At 65.3% G+C, this 25144-nt stretch carries 29 protein-coding genes; 17 read left to right on the forward strand and 12 right to left on the reverse strand.

From position 1 onward, the window contains the following. Positions 1-11 precede the first annotated feature (11 nt). Positions 12-518 (reverse strand): ferritin-like domain-containing protein, encoded by a 507-nt coding sequence (locus LB553_RS17495; RefSeq protein ID WP_224515196.1) that lies wholly within the window; start codon positions 516-518, stop codon positions 12-14. Between the two features lie 398 nt (positions 519-916). Between LB553_RS17495 and LB553_RS17500 the strand changes: the two genes are divergently transcribed. From LB553_RS17500 to LB553_RS17505, 3 genes are all read left to right on the forward strand, one after another. Then, positions 917-1063 (forward strand): hypothetical protein, encoded by a 147-nt coding sequence (locus LB553_RS17500; RefSeq protein ID WP_224515197.1) that lies wholly within the window; start codon positions 917-919, stop codon positions 1061-1063. A 1-nt stretch (position 1064) separates the two neighbouring features. Further along, positions 1065-1190 (forward strand): hypothetical protein, encoded by a 126-nt coding sequence (locus LB553_RS30560; protein ID WP_263484105.1) that lies wholly within the window; start codon positions 1065-1067, stop codon positions 1188-1190. Between the two features lie 140 nt (positions 1191-1330). Then, positions 1331-1693, forward strand: a complete 363-nt coding sequence (locus LB553_RS17505) for a thiol-disulfide oxidoreductase DCC family protein (protein WP_224515198.1) — start codon at positions 1331-1333, stop codon at positions 1691-1693. A gap of 51 nt (positions 1694-1744) precedes the next feature. Here the strand turns inward: LB553_RS17505 and LB553_RS17510 are convergent, their stop codons facing one another. Genes LB553_RS17510 through LB553_RS17520 form a run of 3 tightly spaced genes read right to left on the reverse strand, consistent with a single transcriptional unit; the run spans position 1745 to position 5242 of the window. Then, positions 1745-2113, reverse strand: a complete 369-nt coding sequence (locus tag LB553_RS17510) for a DUF1850 domain-containing protein (RefSeq protein WP_224515199.1) — start codon at positions 2111-2113, stop codon at positions 1745-1747. Then, positions 2110-4236, reverse strand: coding sequence for a TRAP transporter permease (locus tag LB553_RS17515; protein WP_224515200.1), 2127 nt, complete (start codon positions 4234-4236; stop codon positions 2110-2112). Before LB553_RS17515 ends, LB553_RS17510 begins: the two co-directional genes overlap by 4 nt. A 46-nt stretch (positions 4237-4282) precedes the next feature. Further along, entirely contained in the window at positions 4283-5242 is a 960-nt protein-coding gene (locus LB553_RS17520; RefSeq protein WP_224515201.1) for a TAXI family TRAP transporter solute-binding subunit, read from the reverse strand. 252 nt (positions 5243-5494) lie between these two features. Between LB553_RS17520 and LB553_RS17525 the strand changes: the two genes are divergently transcribed. Continuing rightward, a complete protein-coding gene (locus LB553_RS17525) occupies positions 5495-5866 on the forward strand; it encodes a YciI family protein (protein WP_224515202.1) in 372 nt (123 codons plus the stop codon). A gap of 7 nt (positions 5867-5873) precedes the next feature. Continuing rightward, positions 5874-7121, forward strand: coding sequence for an RNA polymerase sigma factor (locus tag LB553_RS17530; RefSeq protein WP_224515203.1), 1248 nt, complete (start codon positions 5874-5876; stop codon positions 7119-7121). Here the strand turns inward: LB553_RS17530 and LB553_RS17535 are convergent. The 6 genes from LB553_RS17535 to hrcA all read right to left on the reverse strand — a co-directional run bounded on the left by LB553_RS17535 (position 7118) and on the right by hrcA (position 12913). Further along, the gene (locus tag LB553_RS17535; protein ID WP_224515205.1) at positions 7118-7747 is read right to left on the reverse strand and encodes a glutathione S-transferase family protein; all 630 of its coding nucleotides are present in this window, start codon (positions 7745-7747) and stop codon (positions 7118-7120) included. The two genes, LB553_RS17530 and LB553_RS17535, sit on opposite strands and share 4 nt — an antisense overlap. A 110-nt stretch (positions 7748-7857) precedes the next feature. Further along, complete coding sequence (gene cysK / locus LB553_RS17540; protein WP_224515207.1) at positions 7858-8838, reverse strand: cysteine synthase A; 981 nt, start codon at positions 8836-8838, stop codon at positions 7858-7860. Positions 8839-9026: 188 nt separating this feature from the next. Beyond that, entirely contained in the window at positions 9027-9644 is a 618-nt protein-coding gene (locus LB553_RS17545; protein ID WP_224515209.1) for a LysE family translocator, read from the reverse strand. 269 nt (positions 9645-9913) lie between these two features. Then, positions 9914-11254 carry a PQQ-dependent sugar dehydrogenase gene (locus LB553_RS17550; protein WP_224515211.1) on the reverse strand — a complete coding sequence of 447 codons (1341 nt, stop codon included), beginning with the start codon at positions 11252-11254 and terminating at the stop codon, positions 9914-9916. Between the two features lie 131 nt (positions 11255-11385). Continuing rightward, positions 11386-11583 carry a hypothetical protein gene (locus tag LB553_RS17555; protein ID WP_224515213.1) on the reverse strand — a complete coding sequence of 66 codons (198 nt, stop codon included), beginning with the start codon at positions 11581-11583 and terminating at the stop codon, positions 11386-11388. Positions 11584-11815: 232 nt separating this feature from the next. Further along, the gene (gene hrcA, locus LB553_RS17560) at positions 11816-12913 is read right to left on the reverse strand and encodes a heat-inducible transcriptional repressor HrcA (RefSeq protein ID WP_224515215.1); all 1098 of its coding nucleotides are present in this window, start codon (positions 12911-12913) and stop codon (positions 11816-11818) included. A gap of 213 nt (positions 12914-13126) precedes the next feature. Between hrcA and rph the strand changes: the two genes are divergently transcribed. From rph to LB553_RS17585, 5 genes are all read left to right on the forward strand, one after another. Continuing rightward, positions 13127-13843, forward strand: coding sequence for a ribonuclease PH (gene rph / locus LB553_RS17565; protein WP_112098165.1), 717 nt, complete (start codon positions 13127-13129; stop codon positions 13841-13843). Between the two features lie 193 nt (positions 13844-14036). Next, positions 14037-14447, forward strand: a complete 411-nt coding sequence (locus LB553_RS17570; RefSeq protein WP_224515217.1) for a VOC family protein — start codon at positions 14037-14039, stop codon at positions 14445-14447. Continuing rightward, a complete protein-coding gene (gene rdgB / locus LB553_RS17575) occupies positions 14447-15124 on the forward strand; it encodes an RdgB/HAM1 family non-canonical purine NTP pyrophosphatase (RefSeq protein WP_224515219.1) in 678 nt (225 codons plus the stop codon). Before LB553_RS17570 ends, rdgB begins: the two co-directional genes overlap by 1 nt. Beyond that, positions 15121-16293 carry a radical SAM family heme chaperone HemW gene (gene hemW / locus LB553_RS17580; protein ID WP_224515221.1) on the forward strand — a complete coding sequence of 391 codons (1173 nt, stop codon included), beginning with the start codon at positions 15121-15123 and terminating at the stop codon, positions 16291-16293. The genes rdgB and hemW overlap by 4 nt, the downstream gene beginning before the upstream one ends. 96 nt (positions 16294-16389) lie before the next feature. Then, positions 16390-16710, forward strand: coding sequence for a hypothetical protein (locus tag LB553_RS17585; RefSeq protein ID WP_224515224.1), 321 nt, complete (start codon positions 16390-16392; stop codon positions 16708-16710). 240 nt (positions 16711-16950) lie between these two features. Here LB553_RS17585 and LB553_RS17590 read toward each other — a convergent pair whose 3' ends face one another. Beyond that, positions 16951-17139 (reverse strand): hypothetical protein, encoded by a 189-nt coding sequence (locus LB553_RS17590; protein ID WP_224515226.1) that lies wholly within the window; start codon positions 17137-17139, stop codon positions 16951-16953. Between the two features lie 213 nt (positions 17140-17352). Between LB553_RS17590 and rsmI the strand changes: the two genes are divergently transcribed. Together rsmI and LB553_RS17600 are read left to right on the forward strand one after the other, a co-directional pair. Continuing rightward, positions 17353-18249, forward strand: coding sequence for a 16S rRNA (cytidine(1402)-2'-O)-methyltransferase (gene rsmI, locus LB553_RS17595; protein ID WP_224515228.1), 897 nt, complete (start codon positions 17353-17355; stop codon positions 18247-18249). Next, positions 18242-18619 (forward strand): YraN family protein, encoded by a 378-nt coding sequence (locus LB553_RS17600; RefSeq protein WP_140547157.1) that lies wholly within the window; start codon positions 18242-18244, stop codon positions 18617-18619. The genes rsmI and LB553_RS17600 overlap by 8 nt, the downstream gene beginning before the upstream one ends. 208 nt (positions 18620-18827) lie before the next feature. Here LB553_RS17600 and LB553_RS17605 read toward each other — a convergent pair whose 3' ends face one another. Next, positions 18828-19634, reverse strand: a complete 807-nt coding sequence (locus LB553_RS17605) for an undecaprenyl-diphosphate phosphatase (RefSeq protein ID WP_224515230.1) — start codon at positions 19632-19634, stop codon at positions 18828-18830. A gap of 161 nt (positions 19635-19795) precedes the next feature. Here LB553_RS17605 and LB553_RS17610 point away from each other — a divergent pair, with 161 nt between their 5' ends. The 5 genes from LB553_RS17610 (at position 19796) to LB553_RS17630 (ending at position 25071) form a co-directional block, all read left to right on the forward strand. After that, the gene (locus LB553_RS17610; protein WP_040986376.1) at positions 19796-20488 is read left to right on the forward strand and encodes a glutathione S-transferase family protein; all 693 of its coding nucleotides are present in this window, start codon (positions 19796-19798) and stop codon (positions 20486-20488) included. Further along, positions 20469-21614 carry a tRNA epoxyqueuosine(34) reductase QueG gene (gene queG / locus LB553_RS17615; RefSeq protein WP_224515233.1) on the forward strand — a complete coding sequence of 382 codons (1146 nt, stop codon included), beginning with the start codon at positions 20469-20471 and terminating at the stop codon, positions 21612-21614. The genes LB553_RS17610 and queG overlap by 20 nt, the downstream gene beginning before the upstream one ends. A gap of 13 nt (positions 21615-21627) precedes the next feature. Continuing rightward, the gene (locus LB553_RS17620) at positions 21628-22530 is read left to right on the forward strand and encodes an SDR family oxidoreductase (RefSeq protein ID WP_224515234.1); all 903 of its coding nucleotides are present in this window, start codon (positions 21628-21630) and stop codon (positions 22528-22530) included. Between the two features lie 141 nt (positions 22531-22671). After that, positions 22672-23751: a penicillin-insensitive murein endopeptidase gene (gene mepA / locus LB553_RS17625; RefSeq protein WP_224515237.1), complete on the forward strand. Its 1080-nt coding sequence runs from the start codon at positions 22672-22674 to the stop codon at positions 23749-23751. A gap of 300 nt (positions 23752-24051) precedes the next feature. Then, entirely contained in the window at positions 24052-25071 is a 1020-nt protein-coding gene (locus LB553_RS17630) for a glucokinase (RefSeq protein WP_224515239.1), read from the forward strand. Positions 25072-25144 lie beyond the last annotated feature (73 nt).

A 25144-nucleotide genomic window follows, 5' to 3' on the forward strand; every position in this document is an offset into this window, starting at 1 on the left:
TGCGGGCACGGCTATTCGGCCGCCTGCAAGTTCACCTTGCTTTCGGCGATCTCGGTGAGCTTGCGGTCGGTCGCCTCTTCTTCCTTGAGGTTCTTGGCCAACACGTTGGCGCAGTCGCTGCGGCCAAGCTGCTTGGCCCAGGCAATCAGCGTGCCGTAGCGCGTTATCTCGTAATGCTCGACCGCCTGCGCGGAGGCGATCAGTGCTGCATCGAGGACTTCCTTGTCGTCGACATCGCCGCTGACCTCGTCGGCCTCTTCAAGGATGCCGTCGATGGCGGGGCAGTTGACGGTCTTGGCCTTGACACCGTGCAGCTCGAACACCTGCTCGACCCGCTCGATGTGACCCTTGGTCTGCGTGAGATGCTTCTCGAAGCCGGCTTTCAATTGCGGATCGGTCGCCTTGTCGATCATCTTCGGCAGCGATTTCTCGATCTGCTTCTCGGCATAATAGATGTCGCGGAGCGTGTGGATGAAGAGATCGTCCAGCGTCTTGATATCTTTCGAAAAGAAGCCCATGGCGGTTGCCTTTCCATGTTTCGCATTGTCGGGAAGTTGCGCGGCGGGAAAGCCGTCAACACGGGCCGGGTTCGCTCCGGCCTCGCGGGTCAACGTCGGCTTCCGTGGCAGGTTCCGGCCCGCCGGGCGCGCGAAAGGAAATTTCCCGTCGCCGGACGAACGTGAAACAGAAGCGCGGCCAAGCGACATCGGAACGAAACATATGTGATGCAAAAGTCACATGAGCCGGAAACGCGACGAAAGGCACCGAAAGACCGCGAATCAGCCGCAATCCGGCCACGATGCAACGCGTTTCGGACCAGAAATTAACATCACGTTCACCGACTATTCACGCCTCGACGCTATGCTCTCGAACAGTTCGGACGGGACATCCGAAAGCGGGACAGGGACAGGGTAAAATGAACTTCTGGAATCAGATCGCCGGCTACGCCGCCGCCATTCGCGAATTCGTCGCGCCGACCTATCGGCCGGAGCGCTACTACATGCGCGGCCCGGGTCCGGCCTGCGCGCGCCGCGGCAACTCGCTGGGCGTCAGCGCGAACTGACATGACCAGCCTACGCGCCCACCACAGCCGCATCTGCCGGCCGGCCGCCGACCAGCGTGCCACGACCTATCGCGCCGAGCGCCTGACGCTCGCCGCCAACTGGCGTGCGACAACGCCGCGGCTTTGACGCCGCCGCCGGCTGGCTTAGTGTCTAAAAACACAAGCAGCCGGGGCCGCGATGACCGACCTGCCCGAACCGCACCGTCCCGCCTTCCCCAGCCAGGCCTATGACGCCCGCCAGCCGCTGATCGTCTCGACGGCGTCTGCGTGTTCTGCTCGGGCTTCGTCCAGCTCATCCTCAAGCTCGACCGGAAAAAACGCTTCCGTTTCGCCACGGCGCAATCGCGGCTCGGCGAGGCGCTGTTTCGCCGGCATGGCCTTCCGACCGACGATTACCACAGCAACCTCGCCATCATCGACGGCGCGGCCTTCACGAAGCTCGACAGTTTCGTCGCCGTCATGGCCGCGCTCGGCTGGCCATGGCGCGCGGCGAAGGCGCTGCTCATCCTGCCGCGGCCGCTGCGCGACTGGCTCTATGACCGCGTCGCCAAGAACCGCTACACGCTGTTCGGCCGGAAAGACAGTTGCGAGATACCTTCGGCCGAGTTGCGGGAGCGGCTGATCGGCTGACGGCCAAGAGCGAGGTTTACTGCAAAAAGCGGCGGCCGGGCTGATCGTGCGCTATCGCGGCTGGCTGCATGGCTGGAGCACGGTGGGTTCGCCGGCCGTCTCGCTCAGTTCCCGGCAGCCGTCGGCCGTGCAAAGCGTCCAGCCTTCCCAGGTGGCGCCGGACGCCGCGAGCACCAGGCGCGGCTGGGGCCCGATCCGCGGCGCATAGACCCACCAGCTGCCGCGCAGCACCGAGCCCTCCGGCGGCTCCATGCCCGCGCCGGAGCCCTTGACCCGCGCCTCAACGACCTGCAGTCCCGCAGGCGACACTTTCCAGTCCTCCTGCCAGCGCGTCCGTTCCACCGAATGCGTCCAGGACAGCGTGAAGGCGGCGACGGCGAGCGTCACCGTCTTGCCGGCGGCGAGGATGCATAGGCTCATGCGGTGCCGGCCGTGGACAGCCGGCGGGCACGCCAGCAATGCCAGGCAATCCACGCCAGCGCCAGCGCCCAGCCAGCCTCGTCGGTGAGCGGCAATGCGGCCACCAGAAGCAGGCCGGCGCAGAACGCGACGAGACGCTCCCACAAGGCCATGCGGCGGGCGAGGAAGCCGACGGCGGCTGCGCCCCAGAGCACGATGCCCATGCAGGCCTTGACGACGATATAGGCGACCTCGACGGGATAGCCGAACGAGGCGGCGATCGGGCCCGCGTCCTGCAGCATGAGGGCCGGCGTGTAGACCGCCATGAACGGCACGACGAAGCCGGCAATGGCGAGCTTGGTCGCCTGGATGCCGATCTTCAATCCGCTTTCCTTCGCCATGGGCGCGGCGGCGAAGGCGGCGAGCGCCACCGGCGGGGTCAGGTCCGCCATGATGCCGAAATAGAAGACGAACATGTGGCTGACCACCAGCGGCACGCCGAGCGATAGCAGCGCCGGGCCGGCAAGCGAGGAGGTGATGATGTAGTTCGGGATGGTCGGAATGCCCATGCCGAGAACCAGGCAGGTGAGCATGGTCAACACCAGCGACAGGAACAAATTGTTCTCTCCGATGGAGATGATCCAACCGATGAAGGTGGAGGCGATGCCGGTGAGCGTCAGCGTGCCGATGACGATGCCGACGATGGCACAGGCGATGCCGACGGGCAGGGCGTTCTTGGCTCCTTCGGCAAGCGAGTCGACGCAAATGCGCAGCGTCTCGCGCCCGCCCCTGAAGGCGAGGCAGGCAATGACGAGCGCCGCGATGACGAGGCTCAGCACATTGACGCCGAAGCGCATGAAGGACGCCGCGGCAAGCCCGAGCGCCAGCCAGAAGACGAAGCGAAAGGCAACCGGTCCGATCAACGCCGCCAGCGGCGTGCCGAGGATGAGCACGACGGTCAGCGCGAGGCCCATCGTGCCGGCGAAGATCGGCGTGTAACCGGCAAAGAGCAGATAGACCAGCACGGCGAGCGGCAGCACCAGCGGCCAGTGCTTCCTGACCGCTTCCCACGGATTGGGCAGCTCGGCCTTGGCCATGCCGTGCAGGCCGGCCTTGCCGGCTTCCAGATGCACCTGCCAGAAGCAGGCGCCGAAATAGAGCAGCGCCGGGATGATCGCCGCCTTGACCACCTCGGCGTAAGGGATGTTCAGCGTCTCGGCCATGATGAAGGCGACGGCTCCCATCACCGGCGGCATGATCTGGCCGCCCATCGAGGAGGTCGCCTCGACCGCGCCGGCGAAGGCGGAGCGGAAACCGAAGCGCTTCATCAGAGGGATGGTGAACTGGCCGCTGGCGACGACATTGGCGACGCCCGAACCGGAGATGGTGCCCATCAGCGCCGAGGACAGCACGCAGACCTGGGCCGGGCCGCCGCGCCACGAACCGACGAGGCCGAGCGCGAAATCGTTGAACAGCGCGATCATGCCGGCCCGTTCAAGGAAGGCGGCAAAGACGACGAAGATGAAGATGTAGGCGGCCGAGACGTAAACCGGCGTGCCGTATATGCCTTCGGTGCCATAGGCGAAGGTGTCGACAAGCTGCGCGAAATCATAGCCGCGATGGATGAAGGGCGGCGGCAGGTGATTGCCGACGAAGCAATAGGCGAGGAAGATGAAGGCGATGACCGCCAGCGGAAGGCCCATCAGCCGCCGCGCCGCCTCGAAGACCAGCGCCACCAGCAGCGTGCCGACGATCAGGTCCGGCGTGGTGAGGAAGCCGGAGCGGCGGATGAGGTCGGCATAGAAGACCCAGTTGTAGAGGCCTGTGCCGAAGCCGAGCAGGCCAAGCACCCAGAAGCCCGCCTTCGCCGCGGCGCTCCTGGCGCGCAGATTGGCGATCAGGCCGAAACCGAGCAGCAGCAGGAAGCCGACATGCATGGCGCGCACCACCTGGCTGGGCAGGCTGCCATAGGCGGCGATGTAGATCTGGAAAACGGAGAAGGCGACCGCGATGAGGAAGGCCGCCTTGCCGCCGAGGCCTTCGCCAAAACCGGGCGGCAGACCTTCGATTTGTTCCTCGGCGACGGGAAGATGCAACGTGGCCGATTTGCCGTCGGTTGTTGTTCCGGACGTTGCTTCGGTCATCCGACGGGCTCCAGGATGGACATCTCAGTTAGCCGCGTCACTCTTTTTACTTCAGCAGCCCTTTTTCCCTGTAGTATTTCTCCGCGCCAGGATGCAGCGCCACAGGCATGCCGTCCAGCGCCTTGGCCGGATCGATCGCCTTGGCTGCGGAATGGGCGGCGACCAGCTGGTCGAGATGCTCGAACAGCAGCTTGGTCATCTGATAGGCGGTCTCGTCGGAGACGTCGGCGCGGGTAATGAGGAAATTGCCGACCGCGGCCGTCGCGACATCTTCCGCCTGGCCTTCATAGGTGCCTTTCGGGATGACCACGGAGAGATAGGGCGCGCCGATCTTGGCGACGTCCTCGGGCGGCACGGCGACGACGTTGATGGGAACCGAGGTCGCGAGATCGCGGATGGAGGCGACGCCGAGGCCGGCCGACTGCAAGGTGGCGTCGAGCTGGCGGTTCTTGATCAGCTCGACCGACTCGGCGAAAGGCAGATATTCGACCCGCCCGAGATCCTCGTATTTGAGACCGGCGGCGGCGAAGATGGCGCGCGCGTTGAGCTCGGTGCCGGAGGCAGGCGCGCCGACCGACAGGCTCTTGCCCTTGAGGTCGGAGAGCGTCTTGATGCCGGAGTCCTGGCTGGCGACGATCTGGATATAATTGGGATAGATGGCGGCGATGCCGCGCAACTTGTCGAGCTTGCCCGGGAAGCCGGCCTCCGTGTTGCCTTCGGCGGCCATCTTGACCGAATCGCCGAGCGCAAAGGCGATCTCGCCCTTGCCCTGCTGCAGCAGGTTGAGGTTTTCGACCGAAGCCTTGGTCGCCTGAACCTGCGTGCGGGCGCCCTCGATCCCCTTGCCGTAAATCTCCGACAGGGCGACGCCGAGCGGATAGTAGACGCCGGACGTGCCGCCGGTGAGCACATTTATGAATTCCTGCGCCCCGGCCGATACGGCGCCAAGGCCGAGCGATAAGGCCAGCGTGCCGGCGGCAATAGACTTGGTCCAGAAATTGAACATAGGGTTTCCTCCTCCTGAAAGGGTCGCGCCACACCGCCTCCCCGGTGCGAAGTTGGGAGTTTAGACGGGAGGAGCCAAATGCCAACCCGCAATTGCATCTATTAGACGAACGGTTGAGCGGCTGCGAAAGCGCCGGCTTGCGCTCGATTGCATTGGGGACGAAAATTTTTCCGGCGCCTGTCGAAATCGGCCAAGGCCGCACGACATAGGCCGGCACGCGATGATGCGGCCTTCAAGAAACGGGAGAAGACCATGCGATACATGCTTTTGATCTACAATGACGAAGCCGCGATGGCGAACGCTCCGAAGGAGCAGACCCAGCAGGTGCTCGCGGCCTATGGCGCCTATACCGAGGCGCTGAAGAAATCCGGCGCGTACATCGCCGGCGAGCGGCTGCGCCCGACCCAGGCGGCCACCGCGGTGCGGATGGCGAACGGCAAGACCAACGTGCTCGACGGCCCCTATGCCGACACCAAGGAGCAATTAGCCGGTTTCTACATGATCGAGGCGGCCGACATCGACACGGCCATCGAATGGGCCGCGCGCTGCCCGGCGTCCAGCACCGGCACGGTCGAGCTGCGGCCGATCTGGGAAATGGCCGAGTACGTCGCCGCCGCGGAGTGACCCCGCGATGGATGATCGTTCGGAGATCGCGCGGGCGGCGGCCGAGGCGGCCGCCCGGCGCAGCTACGGCAAGCTGGTCGCCTGGCTCGCGGCGCGCACGCGCGACGTCGCCGGCGCCGAGGACGCGCTGGCCGATGCCTTCGCCGCCGCGCTCGAACGCTGGCCGCGAACCGGCGTGCCGGCGCAGCCCGAAGCCTGGCTGCTTGCCGTGGCGCGGCGGCGCGACGTGGACGCCGTGCGGCGGCGGCTGACCGGCGAGGCGGCGCGCGACCACCTGAAGCTGATCGCCGAGGAGATGGAGGCGCGCGTGCGGGGCGAAGACCTGCCCGACGACCGGTTGCGGCTGATGTTTGCCTGCGCCCATCCTGCGATCGAAGCCAGCGTGCGCGCGCCGCTGATCCTGCAGACGATCCTCGGCTTCGACGCCGCGACGATCGCCTCGGCCTTTCTGGTTTCGCCGGCGACGATGGGCCAGCGGCTGGTGCGGGCCAAGGCGCGCATCCGCGAGACCGGGATTCCGTTTCGCGTGCCGGAGCAGGCGGAACTGAGCGAGCGGCTGGGCGCGGTGCTCGAAGCGATCTATGCCACCTTCGCCGAAGGCTGGTCGGATCCGACCGGCACGGATAGCCGGCGGCGCAATCTCGCCGCCGAAGGCATCTGGCTTGGACGGCTGGTCGCCTCGCTGATGCCGGACGAGCCAGAGGCGCTGGGACTGCTGGCGCTGATGCTGTTCGCCGAAGCGCGCCGCTCGGCGAGGCGCGGCCCGGAGGGGGATTTCGTGCCTTTAGCCGAGCAGGATATCGCGCTCTGGGACGACCGACTGATCGATGAGGCGGAGGCCTTGCTGGTGCGCGCCGCGCAAAGGGGCATCATCGGCCGCTATCAGCTGGAGGCCGCCGTGCAGTCCGCCCATACGGCGCGCCGGCGCGGCAGCGGCACCGACTGGGCGGCGATCCGCCAGCTCTATGATGCGCTTCTGGCCGTGGCCGGCTCGCCGGTGGTGGCGATCAACCGCGCGGTGGCGATCGCCGAAACCGAGGGCGTCACGGCCGGACTGGCGGCGCTTTACGTGCTGGGCGACGACAAGCGGCTGCAGGACTACCAGCCCTATTGGGCGGCCCGCGCCGGGCTGCTCGCAAGGCTCGGCAATATCAAACAGGCGGCAGAATCCTACGACAGGGCGATCGGCCTCGAGCGCGATCCGGCGCTGCGGCGTTTCCTGCAGGGCGAGAAGGCGAAGCTCGTCAGGAACTAGCTTTCGGGCCACATCTCGTGCGATGCGTTCAGCTTGCGCATCAGCTCATTCTCGCGCAGCCTCGCCCAGAGACGTTCGATGTTCGGCCAGGCGCCGCGCACCTTCTGGACCTCGGGATGCCAGGCCACCAGCATGACGAGGTAGATGTCCGCCAGCGACAGCGTCTCGCCGGCCAGCCAGTCACGGCCAGCCAAAGCCTGGTCGAGAATGGCAAAGCCGCGATCCATCTCGGCGACCGCCGCCTGCTTAACCGGCTGCAGGCCGTCGCCATCGGCGGTGTAGCGATGGGCGTAATATAGCCGCAGGACCGCCGGGTAGAGCACCGACGACATGAAAGCCAGCCAGCGCAGGAAATCGGCGCGGTCGGGCGAGCCCGCTTGCGGCGCGAGATGGGCTTCAGGGTGGCGTTCAGCAAGCAGGATGCAGATTGCCGCCGATTCGGTCAGCGAATGACCGTCCGGCAGCGTCAGCACGGGCACCTGGTTCAAAGGGCTGATGGCGAGGAAGGCCGGATCCGGCGGATCCTTCTTGGGCACGTCGATCTGCTCGAAGGGCACGCCGGCCATGGCAAGCGCGGCCTCGGCGACGAAGCCGCCGCTGTTTGGGCGCGTATAGAGCTTGTACATGAAAATCCTCCCGCCGGCCGACTAGGGCCGGCGGCGATATGAGCCGGAAGCGGCGCCTGGTTCAAGCCGCCGACGAATGCCACCGGCGCCTTTTCAGCGGTCCAGTCCGTTCAGGCTCCCAGCCCATCGAACAGGATGGTCGAAAGATAGCGCTCGGCGAAGGAGGGGATGACGACGACAAGGGTCTTGCCCTTGTTCTCCGGCCGCGAGCCGACGACGATAGCGGCCTGGAGTGCCGCGCCCGACGAGATGCCGACCGGCACGCCTTCGAGGCGGGCAACAAGGCGTGCATTGGCGAGCGAATCCTCGTTCGAGACCCTGACGACCTCGTCATAGATCGAGGTGTCGAGGATTTTGGGCGCAAAGCCGGCGCCGATGCCCTGGATCTTATGCGGGCCGGGCTGGCCGCCCGACAGAACCGGCGAGGCTTCCGGCTCGACCGCCACAACGTGCAGCGAGGGCTTGCGCTTCTTCAGCACCTGGCCGACGCCGGTGATGGTGCCGCCGGTGCCGATGCCGGCAACGAAGATGTCGACCTCGCCATTGGTGTCGTTCCAGATTTCCTCGGCCGTGGTGCGGCGGTGGATTTCGGGATTGGCCGGATTCTCGAACTGCTGCGGGATGATGGCGTTGGGCAGCGTGGCGGCGAGCTCGTCGGCCTTGGCGATGGCGCCCTTCATGCCTTTCGGGCCTTCGGTCAGCACCAGCTCGGCGCCGAGCAGCGCGAGCATCTTGCGGCGCTCGACCGACATCGTCTCCGGCATGGTGAGGATCAGCTTGTAGCCCTTGGCGGCTGCGGCGAAGGCAAGCGCGATGCCGGTGTTGCCGGAGGTCGGCTCGATCAGCGTCGTCTTGCCGGGCGAAATCTTGCCGGCTTCCTCCAGCGCCTCGATCATGGCGACACCGATGCGGTCCTTGACCGAGGCGATCGGGTTGAAGAATTCGAGCTTGGCCAGAAGGTCGGCGACGATGCCCTTCTCCTTCGCAAATTTGTCCAGCCTGACCAGCGGCGTGTCGCCAATCGTCTCCGTGATCGAGTTGAAGACGCGGCCGCGGCCGGGCACGCGCGCGGAGGTCACGGGCTTGTTCATTGGTTTCGCTCCCAAGGCAATGGCACAGGCAGACAGAATAGGGCTTTCAGCCGCGCAAGATAGGCTGAGGCTGGAAAATATCCGAGTGGGGCGGTTGCTCAAAAGCGCCCACGGCCGGAAATGCATTTTCCGCCACGACGGGTTTCAGGAATAGTTTGGCCGAATCCGGGATCGGTTGAGATTGGAACCTATTGACGCGCCGCTATGGCGGCAGCCGCCCCCATCATGAAGCCGGCGGCGGTGCGGTTCAGCACCTTCAGCGCGCGCGGCGATTTCAGGAACCAGCGCGCCTTGGCGGCCAGCGCCAGATAAGGCACCAGTACCACGAACAGAACCACCACGGTGAGCGTCGCGAGGATGGCGTAGTCGGCGAGCGTGATCGTCTTCAGGTCGACGACGGTCGGCGTGATGGCGAGATAGAAGATCATCGTCTTGGGATTGCCGAGCGTCACCGTCAGCCCGGCGATGAAGCTCGACACCAGCCCGCCCTTGGCCTTCCGCGCCTCGAGGTTTTCGGGCGTGATGCCGCTGGTCCAGAAGCGCCAGGCAAGGAAGGCGAGATAGGCAACGCCCGCCCATTTGATGGCGAGGAAGACCATGGCGAAGGTGTGGGCGACGAAGGCGAGCCCGAGCACCACGGCGGTGAGGTAGGTGAGGTCGCCGAGCATCAGGCCGAACGACATGGCGAGCGAGGAACGGAAGCCGGAGCCGAGCGCGCGGGCGACAAGCGCCGTGACGCCTGGGCCCGGGATGGCCGCGGCGATGCCGAGCGCGGCGCTGTAAGCGAGGAATCCGGTGAGTGTCATCGTTCTGGCCTGGGATCGGACGCGTCTATTGCACGAAACGGAACGGGAATGAATTCGCTTAGGTCCGGATTCGTTTGCGCCAGCCCCCTCATCGGGCCGCTGCGCGGCCACCTTCTCCCCGGGGGGAGAAGAGGTTGGCGCCGGCGCTTGCCTGCTCCTCTCCCCTTGGGGAGAGGTCGGATTGGCCCGAATTGCTGTTCGCAATTCGGATGGCAATCCGGGTGAGGGGGGAGCCGCTACAACTCGACCGGGAGCTAGCCACCATAAGTCTACCCGCCGTAAGTTACACGCCAAATCGTGCCGTTGCCGTCCTCGGTGAGGATCAGCGCGCCGTCCCTGGCCACGGCGACGCCGACCGGCCGGCCCCAGACCGCGTCGTCGGATATGACGAAGCCGGTGGCGAAGTCCTCGTATTCGCCGGTCGGCTTGCCGTCCTTGAATCTCAGCCGCACCACCTTGTAGCCGGTGCGGACATTGCGGTTCCACGAGCCGTGCAGCGTGACGAAGGCGTCGCCCTTATAATCAGCCGGAAAATTCCCGCCGTCGTAAAAGGCCATGTTGAGCGGCGCCGAATGCGCCTGTATCAGCACATCCGGAACGGTGACCTTGCCGGCGAGGTCGGGGCGCGCGCCCTCGTGGCGCGGGTCCTCATTGTCGCCGATGTAATACCAGGGCCAGCCATAGAAGGCGCCTTCCTTCACGGCGGTCGCATATTCGAAGGGGGTGTTGTCGCCAAGCTCGTCGCGCTCGTTGACGACGCACCAGAGCGCGCCCGTCGCCGGCTGCACGGTCATGCCGGAGCAATTGCGCAGGCCGGTGGCGACCGTCCTGCGATTGTTGCCGTCGGGGTCGAAGGCCAGCACGTCGGCGCGGCCCTGTTCCGCGCCCCAGGCCTCGCCGAGCGGCTGCGATTTCGCCCATTCCTCGACACCGCCCTTCGGCTTTGCGCCCATGTCTTCGGCGATGTTGGAGCCGGAGCCGACCGACAGATAGAGCGTCTTGCCGTCGGGCGAGAAGGCGATGTCGCGCGTCCAATGGTGGCTGGCGGGGACCTTGGCGACGATGGTTTCCGGCTTGCCCGACGCTTCCAGGTCACCGTCGCGATAGGGGAAGCGGAGGACGCTGTTGCTGTTGGCGACATAGACCCATTGCGGCTTGTCGCCCGGCGGATAGAAGGCGATGCCGTAGGGCCGAGTCAGGCCCTCGGCGAAGATCGACCTCTGCGCGGGCTTGGCGCTGCCTTCCGCGAGGCGATAGACGCGGACCTGGTTCGCCCGGCTGTCGGCGACGAAGAGATCGCCGTTCGGCGCCACGCGCACGACACGAGGACTGTCGATGCCGGAAGCGACCAGCTCGGCGGAAAAACCGGGCGGAAGCTTCGGCTTCGCGTCCTCGGGGCGATCGGTGACGCCGCCGCCATTAGAGGCGGACTCCGTCACATCGGGTTTCGGCAAATCCTCGGGTTTCAGCAGCCGGCGCACGCCCGGGCGGTCGGCCTTCCAGTCGCCGAAGGCCTTTTCGCCGCTGAGCAAGGGCCGATCGGCCTGCTGCGCAAAGGCAGCCGTGGCAAAAACCAGCGCGAGGCCCACAAGGCCGGCGATCCGCATCATGCTGTCCTCCGTCGTCTGCCAACATGTCCTGTCTCTGGGCGCCTCACTCGATAAGGCGCCCGGAGACAGAACATATTGGGCTAACGATCGAAAAGAGAAGCTCGCGCACGTGATTTGACGGAACGCCGGGCTCAGACCTCTTCGGCATCCAGATCGTCGTCGAGGCGCTTTTCCAATTCGACGAGGTCGGCCGGCAAGGGCAGGCCCATGGCGCGCATTTCCCGCAACTTCTCGCGCAGCTGCTCCTGGATCTCATGCTCGTCCTCGGGCTGGTTGACCATCTCCTCGAGCAGCAGGCTGATCTGGGCTTTCAACGATTCCAGCGCCATGTTTTTCTCCTCTGCGGCGATCTTAGGTGTGTCGAGATTCAGGTCAGGCCGAGTCGAGAACGGTGGATTCCGAGAACCGGAGCGGAGCGCACTTAAAGTACGTGAGCACCGGCCTACGCCGACCGTAGCCTTAATCTAGCTGCCGCGCCACTCACAAGCGCTTCGGCCGGCGAAGGCAGGAAGCACAGGAAGCCGCCGTTCGCAGGCCGCCATCACCTGAAAATCGATACACCTAACGAAGCATGCGGGAAATCAGCTGTGCGGTATAGTCGACCATCGGCACGATGCGGGCGTAATTCAGGCGCGTCGGGCCGATGACGCCAAGCGCGCCGACGACACGGGCGTCCTTGTCGCGATAGGGAGCGACGACCAGCGACGAGCCGGACAGCGAAAACAGCTTGTTCTCCGAGCCGATGAAGATGCGCACGCCCGGCCCTTCCTCGGCAAGGTCGAGCAGCTGCAGCAAGCCGTCCTGCGTTTCCAAATCCTCGAACAGATGACGCAGCAATTCGAGATCGGCCTGGGCGGTGACGTTTTCCAGAAGATTGGCGCGGCCGCGCACGATGAGACGCGCCGGCAGGCCGCTTTCAGCGCCGGCCCAGACCGCGAGGCCCTTCTCGACCAGATCCTGCGACAGCGTGTCGAGGGCCGCCCTGGTCTCCTCCTTGATGCGGGCGATCTCGGCGCGCGCCTCGGCCAGGGTGCGGCCACGAATATGGGCGTTGAGGAAATTGGACGCCTCATGCAGCTGCGACACGGTGATGCCGGCCGGCAGCTCGACGACTCGGTTCTCGACGTCGCCGTTCTGCGACACTAGCACGGCAAGCGCCTTGGTGGGCTCGAGCTGGATGAATTCGATGTGCTTCAGCGCCACCTCGTGCTTGGAGGCAAGCACGAGGCCGGCACCGCGCGACATGCCGGACAGCATCTGGCTGGCTTCGGTCAGCATATGCTCCAGCGTCGCGCCCGAGCCGGAGGCGCGCACCTGCGCTTCGATGGTGCGGCGCTCGTCGTCGGAAAGGTCGCCGAGCTCCATGAAGGCGTCGACGAAGAAGCGCAGGCCTGTCTGGGTCGGCAGCCGCCCGGCGGACACATGCGGCGCGTAGATCAGCCCCAGATGCTCGAGATCGCTCATCACGTTGCGGATGGTGGCGGGCGACAGCGAGGAGGGCAGGATGCGCGACAGGCTGCGCGAGCCGACCGGCTCGCCGTCGCGCAGGTAGGAATCGACGATCCGCCGGAAAATATCGCGCGAGCGCATGTCGAGTGACTGAAGTACGGGCGACTGAAGCCCGGGACTCTGGGACGTCGGATCGACTGGTTTGTTCATTCCGGCGAGAAACCTCCTGCCGAAAGATATAGACTTAAGCCACAGCGGCGCAACCCGGTGCCGCATTCGCGGTCACGTAGCGCGTTTGCGGGCGTGGGTGCGCGTTTGCGGTTACCCAGCCCTTTTCCTTTGCGACCTCGTTTTCCTTTGCGCCATGCTGCGCATGCGTCTACAAGCCGCCGACGAATCCGGGAAAGAACAGAAAGAGCCTCGATGCGCCCCTCCAAACGCCAAGCCGACGAAATGCGCGCCATCTCCTTCGAGCGCGGCGTCTCCAAGCATGCCGAAGGCTCGTGCCTGGTGAAGTTCGGCGACACGCATGTCTTGTGCACGGCCAGCCTGGAGGAAAAGGTGCCGGCCTGGATGCGCAATTCCGGCAAGGGTTGGGTGACGGCCGAATACGGCATGCTGCCGCGCTCGACCGGCGAGCGCATGCGGCGCGAGGCCTCCGCCGGAAAGCAGGGCGGCCGCACGTTGGAGATCCAGCGGCTGATCGGCCGCTCGTTGCGGGCCGTGGTCGACCTGCAGGCGCTGGGCGAACAGCAGATCACCGTCGACTGCGACGTGATCCAGGCCGATGGCGGCACACGCACGGCCTCGATAACCGGCGGTTGGGTGGCGCTCTATGATTGCCTGCGCTGGATGGAAGCGCGCCAGATGGTGAGCGTTTCCAAAGTGCTGAAGGACCATGTCGCGGCGATTTCCTGCGGCATCCATGACGGCCAGCCGGTCATCGACCTCGATTACCTCGAGGATTCCTCGGCCGGCACCGACGCCAATTTTGTCATGACCGGCAAGGGCGGCATCGTCGAGATTCAGGGCACAGCCGAGGGTGAGCCGTTCTCCGAGGAGCAGTTCGCGGCGCTGATGGGGTTGGCGAAGAAGGGTATTTCGCGGCTGGTGAGCCTGCAGCAGATGGCGGTGGCCTAACGTTGAATGCGATGAGGTCGGCGATCCTTCACACCCCCCTCTGGCCTGCCGGCCATCTCCCCCGCAAGGGGGGAGATCAGGTGTTGTCTCGGCCTTCGCCAATCTCCAACGCTGAAAAGTTCGCGGCGGCGGCGACGCTGCCAATCTCCCCCCTTGCGGGGGAGATGGCCGGCAGGCCAGAGGGGGGTGCCTCGTGATACCCTCCGCAATTTTGGAATCAGCGCTTTATGTGAATGATCTCAAGGCCGCCGAAGCCTTCTACCGCGACATCATTGGTCTCGAAGCCTTGGGCAAGGTCGAGGGCCGGCATGTCTTCTTCCGTTGCGGCAACGGCGTATTGCTTCTCTTCAACGCCGAGGCGACGAAAATCCCGCCGGCGCCGGACGCTCGGCTGAAGGTGCCGCCGCACGGCACGGCCGGCGAAGGGCACCTCTGCTTTGCGGCAACCGCCGATGAAATCGCCGCATGGCGCAAGCATCTCGCCGCGAACAACATCGCCATCGAAAGCGATTTCGAATGGCCGCAGGGCGGGCACTCGATCTATATCCGCGACCCGTCGGGCAATTCGATCGAGTTCGCCGAGCCAAGGATCTGGGGGTTCTGATGCACTCTCTCAATGGACGCAAGATCGTCGTCGCCAGCCACAATGAAGGCAAGCTGCGCGAATTCGCCGACCTGATGGCTCCGTTCGGCTTCGAGGCGAAATCGGCCAGGGAATTCGGCCTGCCCGAGCCCGACGAGACCGGCACCACCTTCGAGGAGAACGCCTATATCAAGGCATATGCCGCCGCCAAGGCGACCGGCCTGCCGGCGCTGTCGGATGATTCCGGGCTCTGCGTCGACGCGCTCGACGGCGCGCCGGGGGTCTATACCGCCAACTGGGCCGAGACGCCGGACGGCAGCAGGGATTTCGGCATGGCCATGCAGAAGACCGAAACCGCGCTGCAGGAGGTCGGCGCGGCGGAGCCGGCGCAACGCACCGGCCGCTTCGTCGCCGTTATCTGCCTCGCCTTTCCGGATGGCGAGGCCGAATATTATCGCGGCGAGGCCGAAGGCACGCTGGTGTGGCCGCCGCGCGGCACGCTCGGTTTCGGCTACGATCCGGTGTTCCTGCCCAACGGTTTCGACAAGACCTTTGGCGAGATGAGCGCAGAAGAAAAGCATGGCTGGAAGCCCGGCCAGACGACGGCGCTTTCGCACCGCGCCCGCGCTTTCCAGAAATTCGCGCAAGCGCGATTGGATTTGGGGCGTCTGGACTTGGCCAGGCTAGGATCGGCATGAGCGCGGTCACCATCCCGCTCGACCGCAGCCCCGGCTTCGGCGTCTATATCCACTGGCCGTTCTGCGCGGCCAAGTGCCCTTACTGCGACTTCAACAGCCATGTCCGCCACCAGCCGGTCGACCAGGAGCGTTTTGCCCGCGCCTTCGAGACGGAGCTCGCAACCATGCGCGACCGCACCGGGCCGCGCGAGGTGACCAGCATCTTCCTCGGCGGCGGCACGCCGTCGCTGATGAAGCCGGAAACGGTGGCCGCCGTCCTGGAGGCCGTGGCGAGGAACTGGACGGTGCCTGCCGGCATCGAGGTGACGCTGGAGGCCAACCCGTCCTCGGTCGAGGCCGAGCGCTTCCGCGGCTATCGCGCCGCCGGCGTCAACCGCATCTCGCTCGGCGTGCAGGCCCTGAACGACAAGGATCTGCGCTTCCTCGGCCGGTTGCACAATGTCGAGGAGGCACTGCACGCCATCGGCCTTGCGCGCGAAATTTTTCCACGGCTGTCCTTCGACCTGATCTACGCGCGGCCAGGCCAGACGCCGGAAGCATGGGGGGCGGAACTGGAACAGGCGATCGGCTATGCCGTCGACCACCTGTCGCTCTATCAGCTGACCATCGAGGAGGGCACGCCCTTCCACGCGCTTTACGCGGCACGCAAATTCACGCTGCCCGACAATGACCATGCCGCCGACCTCTACGCGCTGACGCAGGAGTTGACGGCGGCGCATGGCCTGCCGGCCTATGAGATTTCCAACCACGCCCGGCCGGGCGCCGAGAGCCGGCACAATCTGACCTATTGGCGCTACGGCGAATATGTCGGCGTCGGTCCGGGCGCGCATGGTCGCTTCGTCGAGAACGGCCGCCGCACCGTGACGATTGCAGAAAGAATGCCGGAGACCTGGGTCAATCTGGTCGAGGCCAAAGGCCACGGCGTCACCGGCGGCGAGATCCTGACGCGTTCCGAAGAGGCGGACGAGTTCCTGCTGATGGGCCTAAGGCTCGCCGAAGGCATCGACCTGCAGCGTTACGAGGCGCTCTCGGGTCGCGGCCTTTCAAGCGCGCGGCTCTCGGTGCTGCAAGAGGAAGGGCTGGTGGCGCCGGTCGGCAATGCAAGGCTCCGCGCTACGACGGCGGGGATGATCGTGCTCGATGCGGTGGTCGCAGATTTGGCGCGGTAGAGCAGCAGCCGACTGGTTTGTTAGTCTGCCCGATGATGTTAGATATTGGCCTGCCCTAAGCCGAATGCCATTTCCACGCATCCAATGGGACCTGCAATGAAGTTCCTGATCCATGAGACGCTGCGAACTTTAAACACGGATGATGTTTTTGAGTTTGGATTGACCGAGATTTCGAAATCCCGTGAGCATTCCGACTTCTATGAAGCAGTGACCGTATTCAGCAGAAACCAGAAATCGAAGAAACACAAAACATCGGGCTTGAGCGAGTTTGACGTCGTGCGCAGCTTCATGACTTATGTCGGGATAAATTTAAGGACAATCGCAAAAGACGATTCGATAGAATTCGACTTGAACGGACTTACTCTGGATCAGTACATCCCACTTATGAAATCAATCCGCGAGATTATGGACGAGTAGTGCTGGTTTTCCCTCTCTGAGATGTGGCGTTTCCCGCGCGTTCGTCATTCTCGGGCTTGACCCGAGAATCCATTCCGTGACCAACGCGCAAGGACGCTGCGGAACAGAATTCTGCACCGCTGGCGGAACGTCTATGTAACGGCATGGATTCCAGGGTCTGCGCGCGTCGCTTCGCTCCTTGCTTCGCCCTGGAATGACGAAGTGCGGCCGCTCGCGGCCAATGACGATGGACGCGACGCCTTAAGCGTCGTGCTTCTGGCGGTGCTTGCCGCGGTGCTTTTCGCCATGCGCCTCGCCGTGACGGACAGGCTTCTGGTCGGCCTTGTCGCGGCGCGCGCCGGACTCGGCGGCGATGGGGTGTGGAGGGATGCCCTCGCGGGCGGTCTTGCTTTCAAGTCGGCCGATAAAAATATCGAAGCGATTGGGCATCGTTCGGTCCTGCCTCCTCCCGGGGAATCAGGGGTTAAATTCGCCGATGTGGGTTTCGTTCCGCACTGTGGCAAAGGCAAGGCGATTTCCTTACCTCGACCTCACGTTTTGCAACGGGGCTTCAGCCATGCGAAACAGACTTGGTTCTTCGCAATTCCGGACGGAAAACCGCGACGCACTTTTCCTGGAATTGCTCGGAATGAGGGGCATTCGGTGACCGGCGACAAACGCAGCTATCTGATCGGACAGAGCGAGATCGCGGCGCGGCCGCTTCAGCCGGCTCTTTATCTGGTGGCGACACCGATCGGCAACCTGGCCGACATCACGCTGCGCGCGCTGGAGACGCTGTCGGCTGCCGATATCGTCGCCTGCGAGGACACGCGCGTCTCGCGCGTGCTGCTCGAACGCTACGGCATCCGCCGCCGCACCACCGCCTATCATGAGCACAATGCGAGTGAGGCCGGGCCGAAGCTGATCGAGGCGATGGCTGCCGGGCAGAGCGTGGCGCTGATCTCGGACGCCGGCACGCCTTTGGTCTCCGATCCCGGCTACCGGCTGGTCGGCGAGGCGCTGGATCATGGCATCCGCGTCGTGCCTATCCCCGGACCTTCGGCTCCGCTTGCAGCGCTGACCGCGTCGGGCCTGCCGTCCGATGCTTTCCTGTTCGCAGGGTTCCTGCCCGTGAAGACCGGACAGAGGCTGACCAAGCTCGAAACGTTCAAGGCGGTGCCGGCGACACTGATCTTCTTCGAATCCCCGCGCCGTCTGGCGGAGACGCTTGGCGCGATGGTCGAGGCGCTGGGCGGCGCCCGGAAGGCCGCGATCGGCCGCGAGCTGACCAAGGCCTTCGAGGAAATGCGCACCGGAACCCTGGCCGAACTGGCCGGCCACTATGCCGCCGCAGACACGCCTAAAGGCGAGATCGTCATCTGTGTCGGTCCGCCGGAAGCGGCGGAGGACCAGCCGGCCGACATCGACCGGCTGCTTTTGTCCTTAGCCGCCGAAATGCCGGCATCGAAGGCAGCGGCGGAGGCGGCGAAAATGACCGGCGGTCAGAAACAGGCGCTTTACCGCCGGCTGATCGAGCTCAAGGCGGACGGGGATGGCTGAACGCACGGTCGGCCATCGCCGCAAAGCCTATCGGCGCGGTCATCGCGGCGAGTGGCTAGCGGCGCTGGCGCTGATGCTGAAAGGCTACCGCATCCTTGCCCGCCGTCACCGCACCAGACTCGGCGAGATCGACCTCATCGCCCGGCGCGGCGACCTCGTGCTGTTCGTCGAGGTCAAGGCGCGGCGGACGTTGATCGAGGCGATGGAAGCGATCGGCCGTGAATCGGAGCGCCGGATCGAGGGCGCCGCGGATTTGTGGCTGTCGCGCCAGCCGGATTACGGCCGGCTGTCGATGCGTTTCGACATGGTGGCGGTGCTGCCCTGGCGCTGGCCGGTGCATGTCGAGAACGCGTTTTATGGAAGGAATTGAGCGGGCTTACCCCGCTACAAGGGCAGGACAATCGCATACGGCGGCGCTGGCCCCCTCATCCGGCCGCTTCGCGGCCACCTTCTCCCGTGGGGAGAAGAGGTTGGCGCCGGGGCCAACAGTCTCCTCTCCCCTCGGGGAGAGGTCAGCCGAGCGAAGCGGAGGCTGGGTGAGGGGGAGCGCCGCGTTTGGTTCCCATTCCTGCGGGCTCTCACCCCCAAATGAATAGCGCCGCCAGCCCCGCAATACCCACCGCAAGCCGCCACCAGCCGAACAGCGCGTAGCCGTTCCGTGAGACATAATCGAGCAGGAAGCGCACCACGAGCAAAGCGGTGACGAAGGCGGCGATGAAGCCGACGGCGATGATCGGCAAATCGGCCGAGGTCAGCACGTTGCGGTTCTTGAAGAGATCGAAGGCGAAGGCGCCGACCATTGTGGGCATGGCGAGGAAAAAGGAGAACTCGGCCGCCGCGCGCTTGTCGACGCCCATCAGCAGCGCGCCGACGATGGTCGAGCCGGAGCGCGAGGTGCCGGGGATCAGCGATAGGCATTGGAACAGGCCGATCTTGAGGTAAACGCTCAATGGGAAGCGCGCGACATCGTGGAAGCGCGGCTTGAAGGTGATGCGGTCGACGATAAGCAGCACCACGCCGCCAATGATCAGCATGATGCAGATCAGCCGGGGCGATTCGAACAGGATTGTCTTGATGACATCATGCGCCAGCGCGCCGATCACCGCAGCCGGCAGGAAGGCAATCAGGATGCCGATGACGAAATGCCGGGTCTGCGGGTCGCTGGGCAGCTTGACCAGCATCTGCCAGAGCTTGCTGAAATAGACGCTGAGGATCGCCAGGATCGCGCCAAGCTGAATCAGGATCTCGAAGGCCTTGCCGGTGGAATGGAAACCAAGGAAATGGCCGGCAAGCAGGATGTGGCCGGTCGAGGACACCGGGATGAACTCGGTCAGGCCCTCCAGCAGCCCAAGCAGCAGCGCTTCGACGATGGTCTGGCTTTCCATGGCAACCTCTGCTTTTGAATGACGGCTAAGGGAAGGGCTTGCTTGTCATGGGGCGGAAGTCCCCCTATAGGTCGCAGCACCATGACAGTCCCTGGAATCGGGCGGCCAAGACTTACCGGCGCGGCCGGCCAATTGCCAGTGCGCCCTATCATCGCGGAACCATGCTGACGCTTTTCCATCATCCCATGTTCGCCACCTGCCGGTTCGTGCGCCTCGCTTTCGGCGAGTATGGCGAGGAGCTGGCGCTGATCGAGGAAAAGCCTTGGACCCGGCGCAAGGAGTTTCTGGCGCTGAACCCCGCCGGCACGCTGCCGATCCTGCTCGCCGAAGGCGACGTGCCGATCGTCGGGGCCATGGTGATCGCCGAATATCTGGATGAGACGCGCGGCGTGTTGAAGCGCGACAAGCGGCTGTTCGCAGAGGACCCGATGCAGCGCGCCGAAATCCGCCGGCTGACCGACTGGTATCTGGCGAAGGCCGAAAGCGAAGTCACGCGGCATCTGGTGCGCGAGCGCGTATTGAAGCCGGTCATGCCGGAAACCGCCGGCGGCGGCTCACCGGATTCGGCCGCGATCCGCGCCGCGCGCGCCAACATCCGCCAGCACATGAAATACACCAACTGGCTGGCCGGCACGCGCCATTGGCTGGCCGGCAACAAGGTGACCTATGCCGATCTCGCGGCGGCGGCGACGCTTTCGGTGCTCGACTATCTCGGCGAGATCGATTGGCGCGAGCATGGCGCCGCGCGCGAATGGTACACACGGGTGAAATCACGGCCGTCGTTCCGGCCGCTGCTCTCCGACCGGGTACGCGGCCTGTCGCCGGTATCGCATTATGCGGACCTCGACTTCTGAAACCTTACGCGCGCTGATCGAGGCGGAGGCGCGCCGCGCCGGCTTCGAGGCGGTTGCCGTGACTAGGCCGGACGCGATCCCGCTGGCGCCCGCGCGCTTGGCCGAATTCGTCTCGGACCGTTTCCATGGCTCGATGGAGTGGATCGCCGAGACGCTTCAGCGCCGGGCCGAGCCCTCGGCGCTGTGGCCGGAGGTGCGCTCGATCATCGTTCTCGCCATGAATTACGGCCCGGACCGCGATCCGCGCGATGTTCTCGCAAAATCCGACCGCGGCGCGATCTCGGTCTACGCGCAAAACCGCGACTATCATGACGTGATGAAGGGCCGGCTAAAGAACATCGCCGGCAAGATCGTGGCGAAGGCCGGCGGCGATGTGAAGGTGTTTGTCGATACAGCACCCGTGATGGAAAAGCCGTTGGCGGAAGCGGCCGGCCTCGGCTGGCAGGGCAAGCACACCAATCTGGTCAGCCGCGCGCATGGATCGTGGCTGTTCCTCGGCACGATCTTCACCACGGCCGAGCTGGAGCCGGACAAACCTGAGATCGACCATTGCGGTTCCTGCCGCGCCTGTCTCGACGTATGCCCGACCGACGCGTTTCCCGCGCCCTACCGGCTCGATGCGCGGCGCTGCATCTCCTACCTGACCATCGAGAACAAGGGGGCGATCCCGCGCGAATTCCGCGAGGCGATCGGCAACCGCATCTATGGCTGCGACGATTGCCTGGCCGCCTGCCCCTGGAACAAATTCGCCCGCGCGGCTTCGGAGGCGAAGCTTGCCGCGCGCACCGATCTGCGCGAGCCGCCGCTTTCGGAGCTGTTGCTCCTCGACGATGCAGGGTTTCGCTCATTCTTCTCGGGCTCGCCGATCAAGCGCATCGGCCGCGACCGTTTCATCCGCAATGTGCTGATTGCCGCCGGCAATTCGGGCGACGCTTCGCTATCGCCCATTGCGCGCCGCCTGCTGGGCGACGCCTCGCCGCTGGTGCGGGGTGCGGCAATCTGGGCTCTGTCGCGACTGCTCTCCAAGGGCGAGTTTGGCAGCCTTGCCGCGACCGCTGCGAAAACCGAGACCGATGCGACGGTGCGGGAGGAATGGCTGGGAGCGCTGGCCATGAAGGCCGATTGAAGGGGATTCCTTGATGGGCGAAAGACGCTTCTTCATCTTTGGCGCCGGCTATTCGGCCAAGGCTTTCGCGCGGGCCAACGAGCGACGCGCGTTGGTCTCCGGCACGACCCGGGCGCCGGAAAAGTTCGAGGCGCTGCGATCGGCCGGCATCGAGCCGCTGCAATTCGACGGCGCGCTGTCGCCCGAGCTCCGCGACGCGCTTGCCAAAACCACGCATCTCATCGTCTCGATCGCTCCCGACGAGGGCGGCGATCCGGTGCTCAACGCCGCCGGCGATGCCGTCAAGGAAAAGATGCCGGCGCTGGAGTGGATCGGCTATCTCTCGACCGTCGGCGTCTACGGCGATCATGGCGGCGCCTGGGTGGACGAGACCAGCGACTGCCGGCCGATGTCGAAGCGTTCGACGATGCGGGTGGCGGCCGAACAGGAATGGCTGAAGCTTGGCCGGGAGATCGGCAAGCCGGTGGCGATCCTGCGGCTTTCCGGCATCTACGGGCCGGGGCGCAATGCGCTGGCCAATCTCGAGGACGGCACGGCGCGGCGGCTGGTCAAAAGGGACCAAGTGTTCAACCGCATCCATTGCGACGACATCGCCGGCGCGCTCTGGCATCTTGCCGAAAAGAATCTCGGCGGGATCTTCAACGTCACAGATGACGAGCCGGCGCCGCCGCAGGATGTCGTCGCTTACGCCGCCGGGCTGATGGGTGTCACACCGCCGCCGGAAATTCCCTTCGAGACCGCCCAACTTTCGCCCATGGCGCGGTCTTTCTATGGCGAGAACAAGCGCGTCGCGAATCAGGCGATCAAGGCGGCCGGCTACCGCTTCCGGTTTCCCAACTACCGGGTGGCGCTGGAGCGGATGTGGGCCGAAGGCAACTGGCGGGACGGAGAGCCGCGTAGCTCGATGAGAAGATGACGCCGGAGTGAAGCGGTCGGACGAGACATCGTGTTCTACTGCTTTGATCGATGCGGGACGGGCGGCGTGGTATGATTCGTCCCTGGCCGGGTTCGCCTGGCCATACGGCAAAGGGGTAGACTGGAGAGGGAACCCAGCCTCATGAATTTGCGATCGCTGCCTGACCGCAAGCCGTTCCTGACTGCCGCGCTGGCGCTGGTGGCCCTGGCCGCGCTGGCGGCCGTCGCCATTTCGGCCGAACCCCGCGCCAAGGAGTTGTTCGGCGCCCGAAAACTGCCGGCCGTGGCGCCCGCGCAATCCTTCGGCTTCTACTCCAAAGGCTGCTTCACCGGCGGCGTGGCGCTGCCGATGGACGGCCCGACCTGGGAAGTGATGCGCCCGTCGCGCAACCGGCGCTGGGGCCATCCGGCGATGATTGCGCTGATCGAAAAGCTTTCGCGCGATGCTCAGGCCGACGGCTGGCCGGGGCTTCTGGTCGGCGACGTCTCGCAGCCGCGCGGCGGACCGATGATGACCGGCCACGCCTCGCATCAGATCGGGCTCGACGCCGATATCTGGCTGACGCCGATGCCGAAGCGGCCGCTGACCATCGCGCAGCGCGAGACTATGAGCGCGACGCTGATGGTCGACGAGAAGACGCATCTGGTGAAGGATGCGCTGTGGACGCCGGCGCATACGCGGCTTTTGAAACGCGCGGCGAGCTACCCAGAGGTCGAGCGCATCCTGGTCAATCCCGGTATCAAGAAGAAGCTCTGCGACACCGTCAGCAGCGACCGCTCCTGGCTGCGTAAGATCCGGCCGTTCTGGGGCCATGACTATCATTTCCATATGCGCATCGGCTGCCAGCCTGGCTCGCCCTTCTGCAAGGGGCAGGAAGCGACGCCGGGCGACGACGGCTGCGGCAAGCCGCTGGCCTGGTGGTTCACCGAGGAGCCGTGGCGGCCGAACAAGAACCCGGATGCGCCCAAGGCGCGCGACCTGATGACGATGGCCAACCCGCCGAAGCAATGCCAGGACGTGGTCAACGCACCGGACGCGCCATCGCTGGAGGCGGTGACCTATCATGGCGGCGGCGCCGCGATCGCCGTGGCCGAACCGCAGCCGACCGAGCCGGCGGAGACGATCTCCAGCGGCAACGCCGCAATCCCGGCGGCGGCAAGCGCTTTCGCGCCGACGCCAAAGATCGGCATCCCGCTGCCGCGTCCACGGCCGGGGAACTGAGGCCCTGGGTAATCTCCCCCCTTGAGGGGGAGATGTCGCCGAAGGCGACAGAGGGGTCGCCGAGCATAAAGCGCCAGCGTCTTCCGCGACGAAAGACAACGCTGGCGATCTATGTGAGACGGCCCCCTCTGGCCGCTTTGCGGCCATCTCCCCCTCAAGGGCGAAGAGGGCGCCGGCGAGCCAGGAGTTCAAGCCTGACGCCGAACCCGCTTCCCCTTTGCGGGGTCATGCGCTAGTCAATCGATTGAAATGGGCGATTGAAGACGCCGCAGGGGCGCCACAACGAGGACGATCAAGAGCATGGCAGGCGAAGACGAGAAGGGACTGCGGTTTCCGGTCCTGATCGGTGACATTGGCGGCACCAATGCGCGCTTCTCGATCGTGCTCGACGCCAATTCGGAAGCGACAGAGCCGCAGATCGTCCAGACGGCGAATTTCAAGATAATCGACGAGGCGATCCAGGCGGCGGTGCTCGACCGTTCGTCCATCCGGCCGAACTCGGCCGTGCTGGCGGTCGCCGGGCCGGTCGACGGCGACGAGATCCCGCTCACGAACTGCCCCTGGGTCGTAAAACCCCGGCAGATGCTTGCCAATCTGGGCCTGGGCGAGGTCGTCGTGCTCAACGATTTCGAAGCGCAGGCGCTGGCGGTGGTAGCGCTCGGCGAGGAGCATATGGAAAAGATCGGCGGCGGCGCGCCGGAACCCCATGCAAGCCGCGTCGTGCTCGGCCCCGGCACGGGCCTTGGCGTCGCCGGGCTGATCTATGCGCTCAACCACTGGATCCCGGTGCCGGGCGAGGGCGGGCATATGGATATCGGCCCGCGCACACCGCGCGACTTCGCGGTGTTCCCGCATATCGACAAGCTCGAAGGCCGCATCTCCGGCGAGCAGATCCTGTGCGGACGCGGGTTGGTCAACGTCTACCGCGCCGTGGCCAGGACGGACGGCAAGCCGACGCCCTTGACGACGCCGGCCGAGATCACCGCGGCCGCGCTCGCCAAAACCGATCCGGTGGCGGAGGAGGCGCTGGAACTGTTCGTCACCTGCCTCGGCCGCACGGCCGGGGATCTGGCGCTGGTGTTCATGGGCCGCGGCGGGGTGTTCCTCACCGGCGGCATCGCGCAAAAGATCGTGCCGGCGCTGAAGGAAGGCAATTTCCGCGCCGCCTTCGAGGACAAGGCGCCGCACAGCGCGCTGATGCGCGAAATGCCGGTCTATGTCATCACCCATCCGCTGGCGGCGCTGCTCGGCCTTGCCGCCTATGCCAGGACGCCTTCGCTGTTCGGCGTGCAGACGGCGGGACGGTACTGGCGCGCCTGATCGCGCCCGGTTTCGGGATATCGACCGGGCGCCGCGACGAAGTTTCGCCATAGGCAAGCCGTAGCCGGGGCGT

This window comes from Mesorhizobium sp. CA8 (assembly GCF_020164955.1).
Taxonomy (GTDB): domain Bacteria; phylum Pseudomonadota; class Alphaproteobacteria; order Rhizobiales; family Rhizobiaceae; genus Mesorhizobium.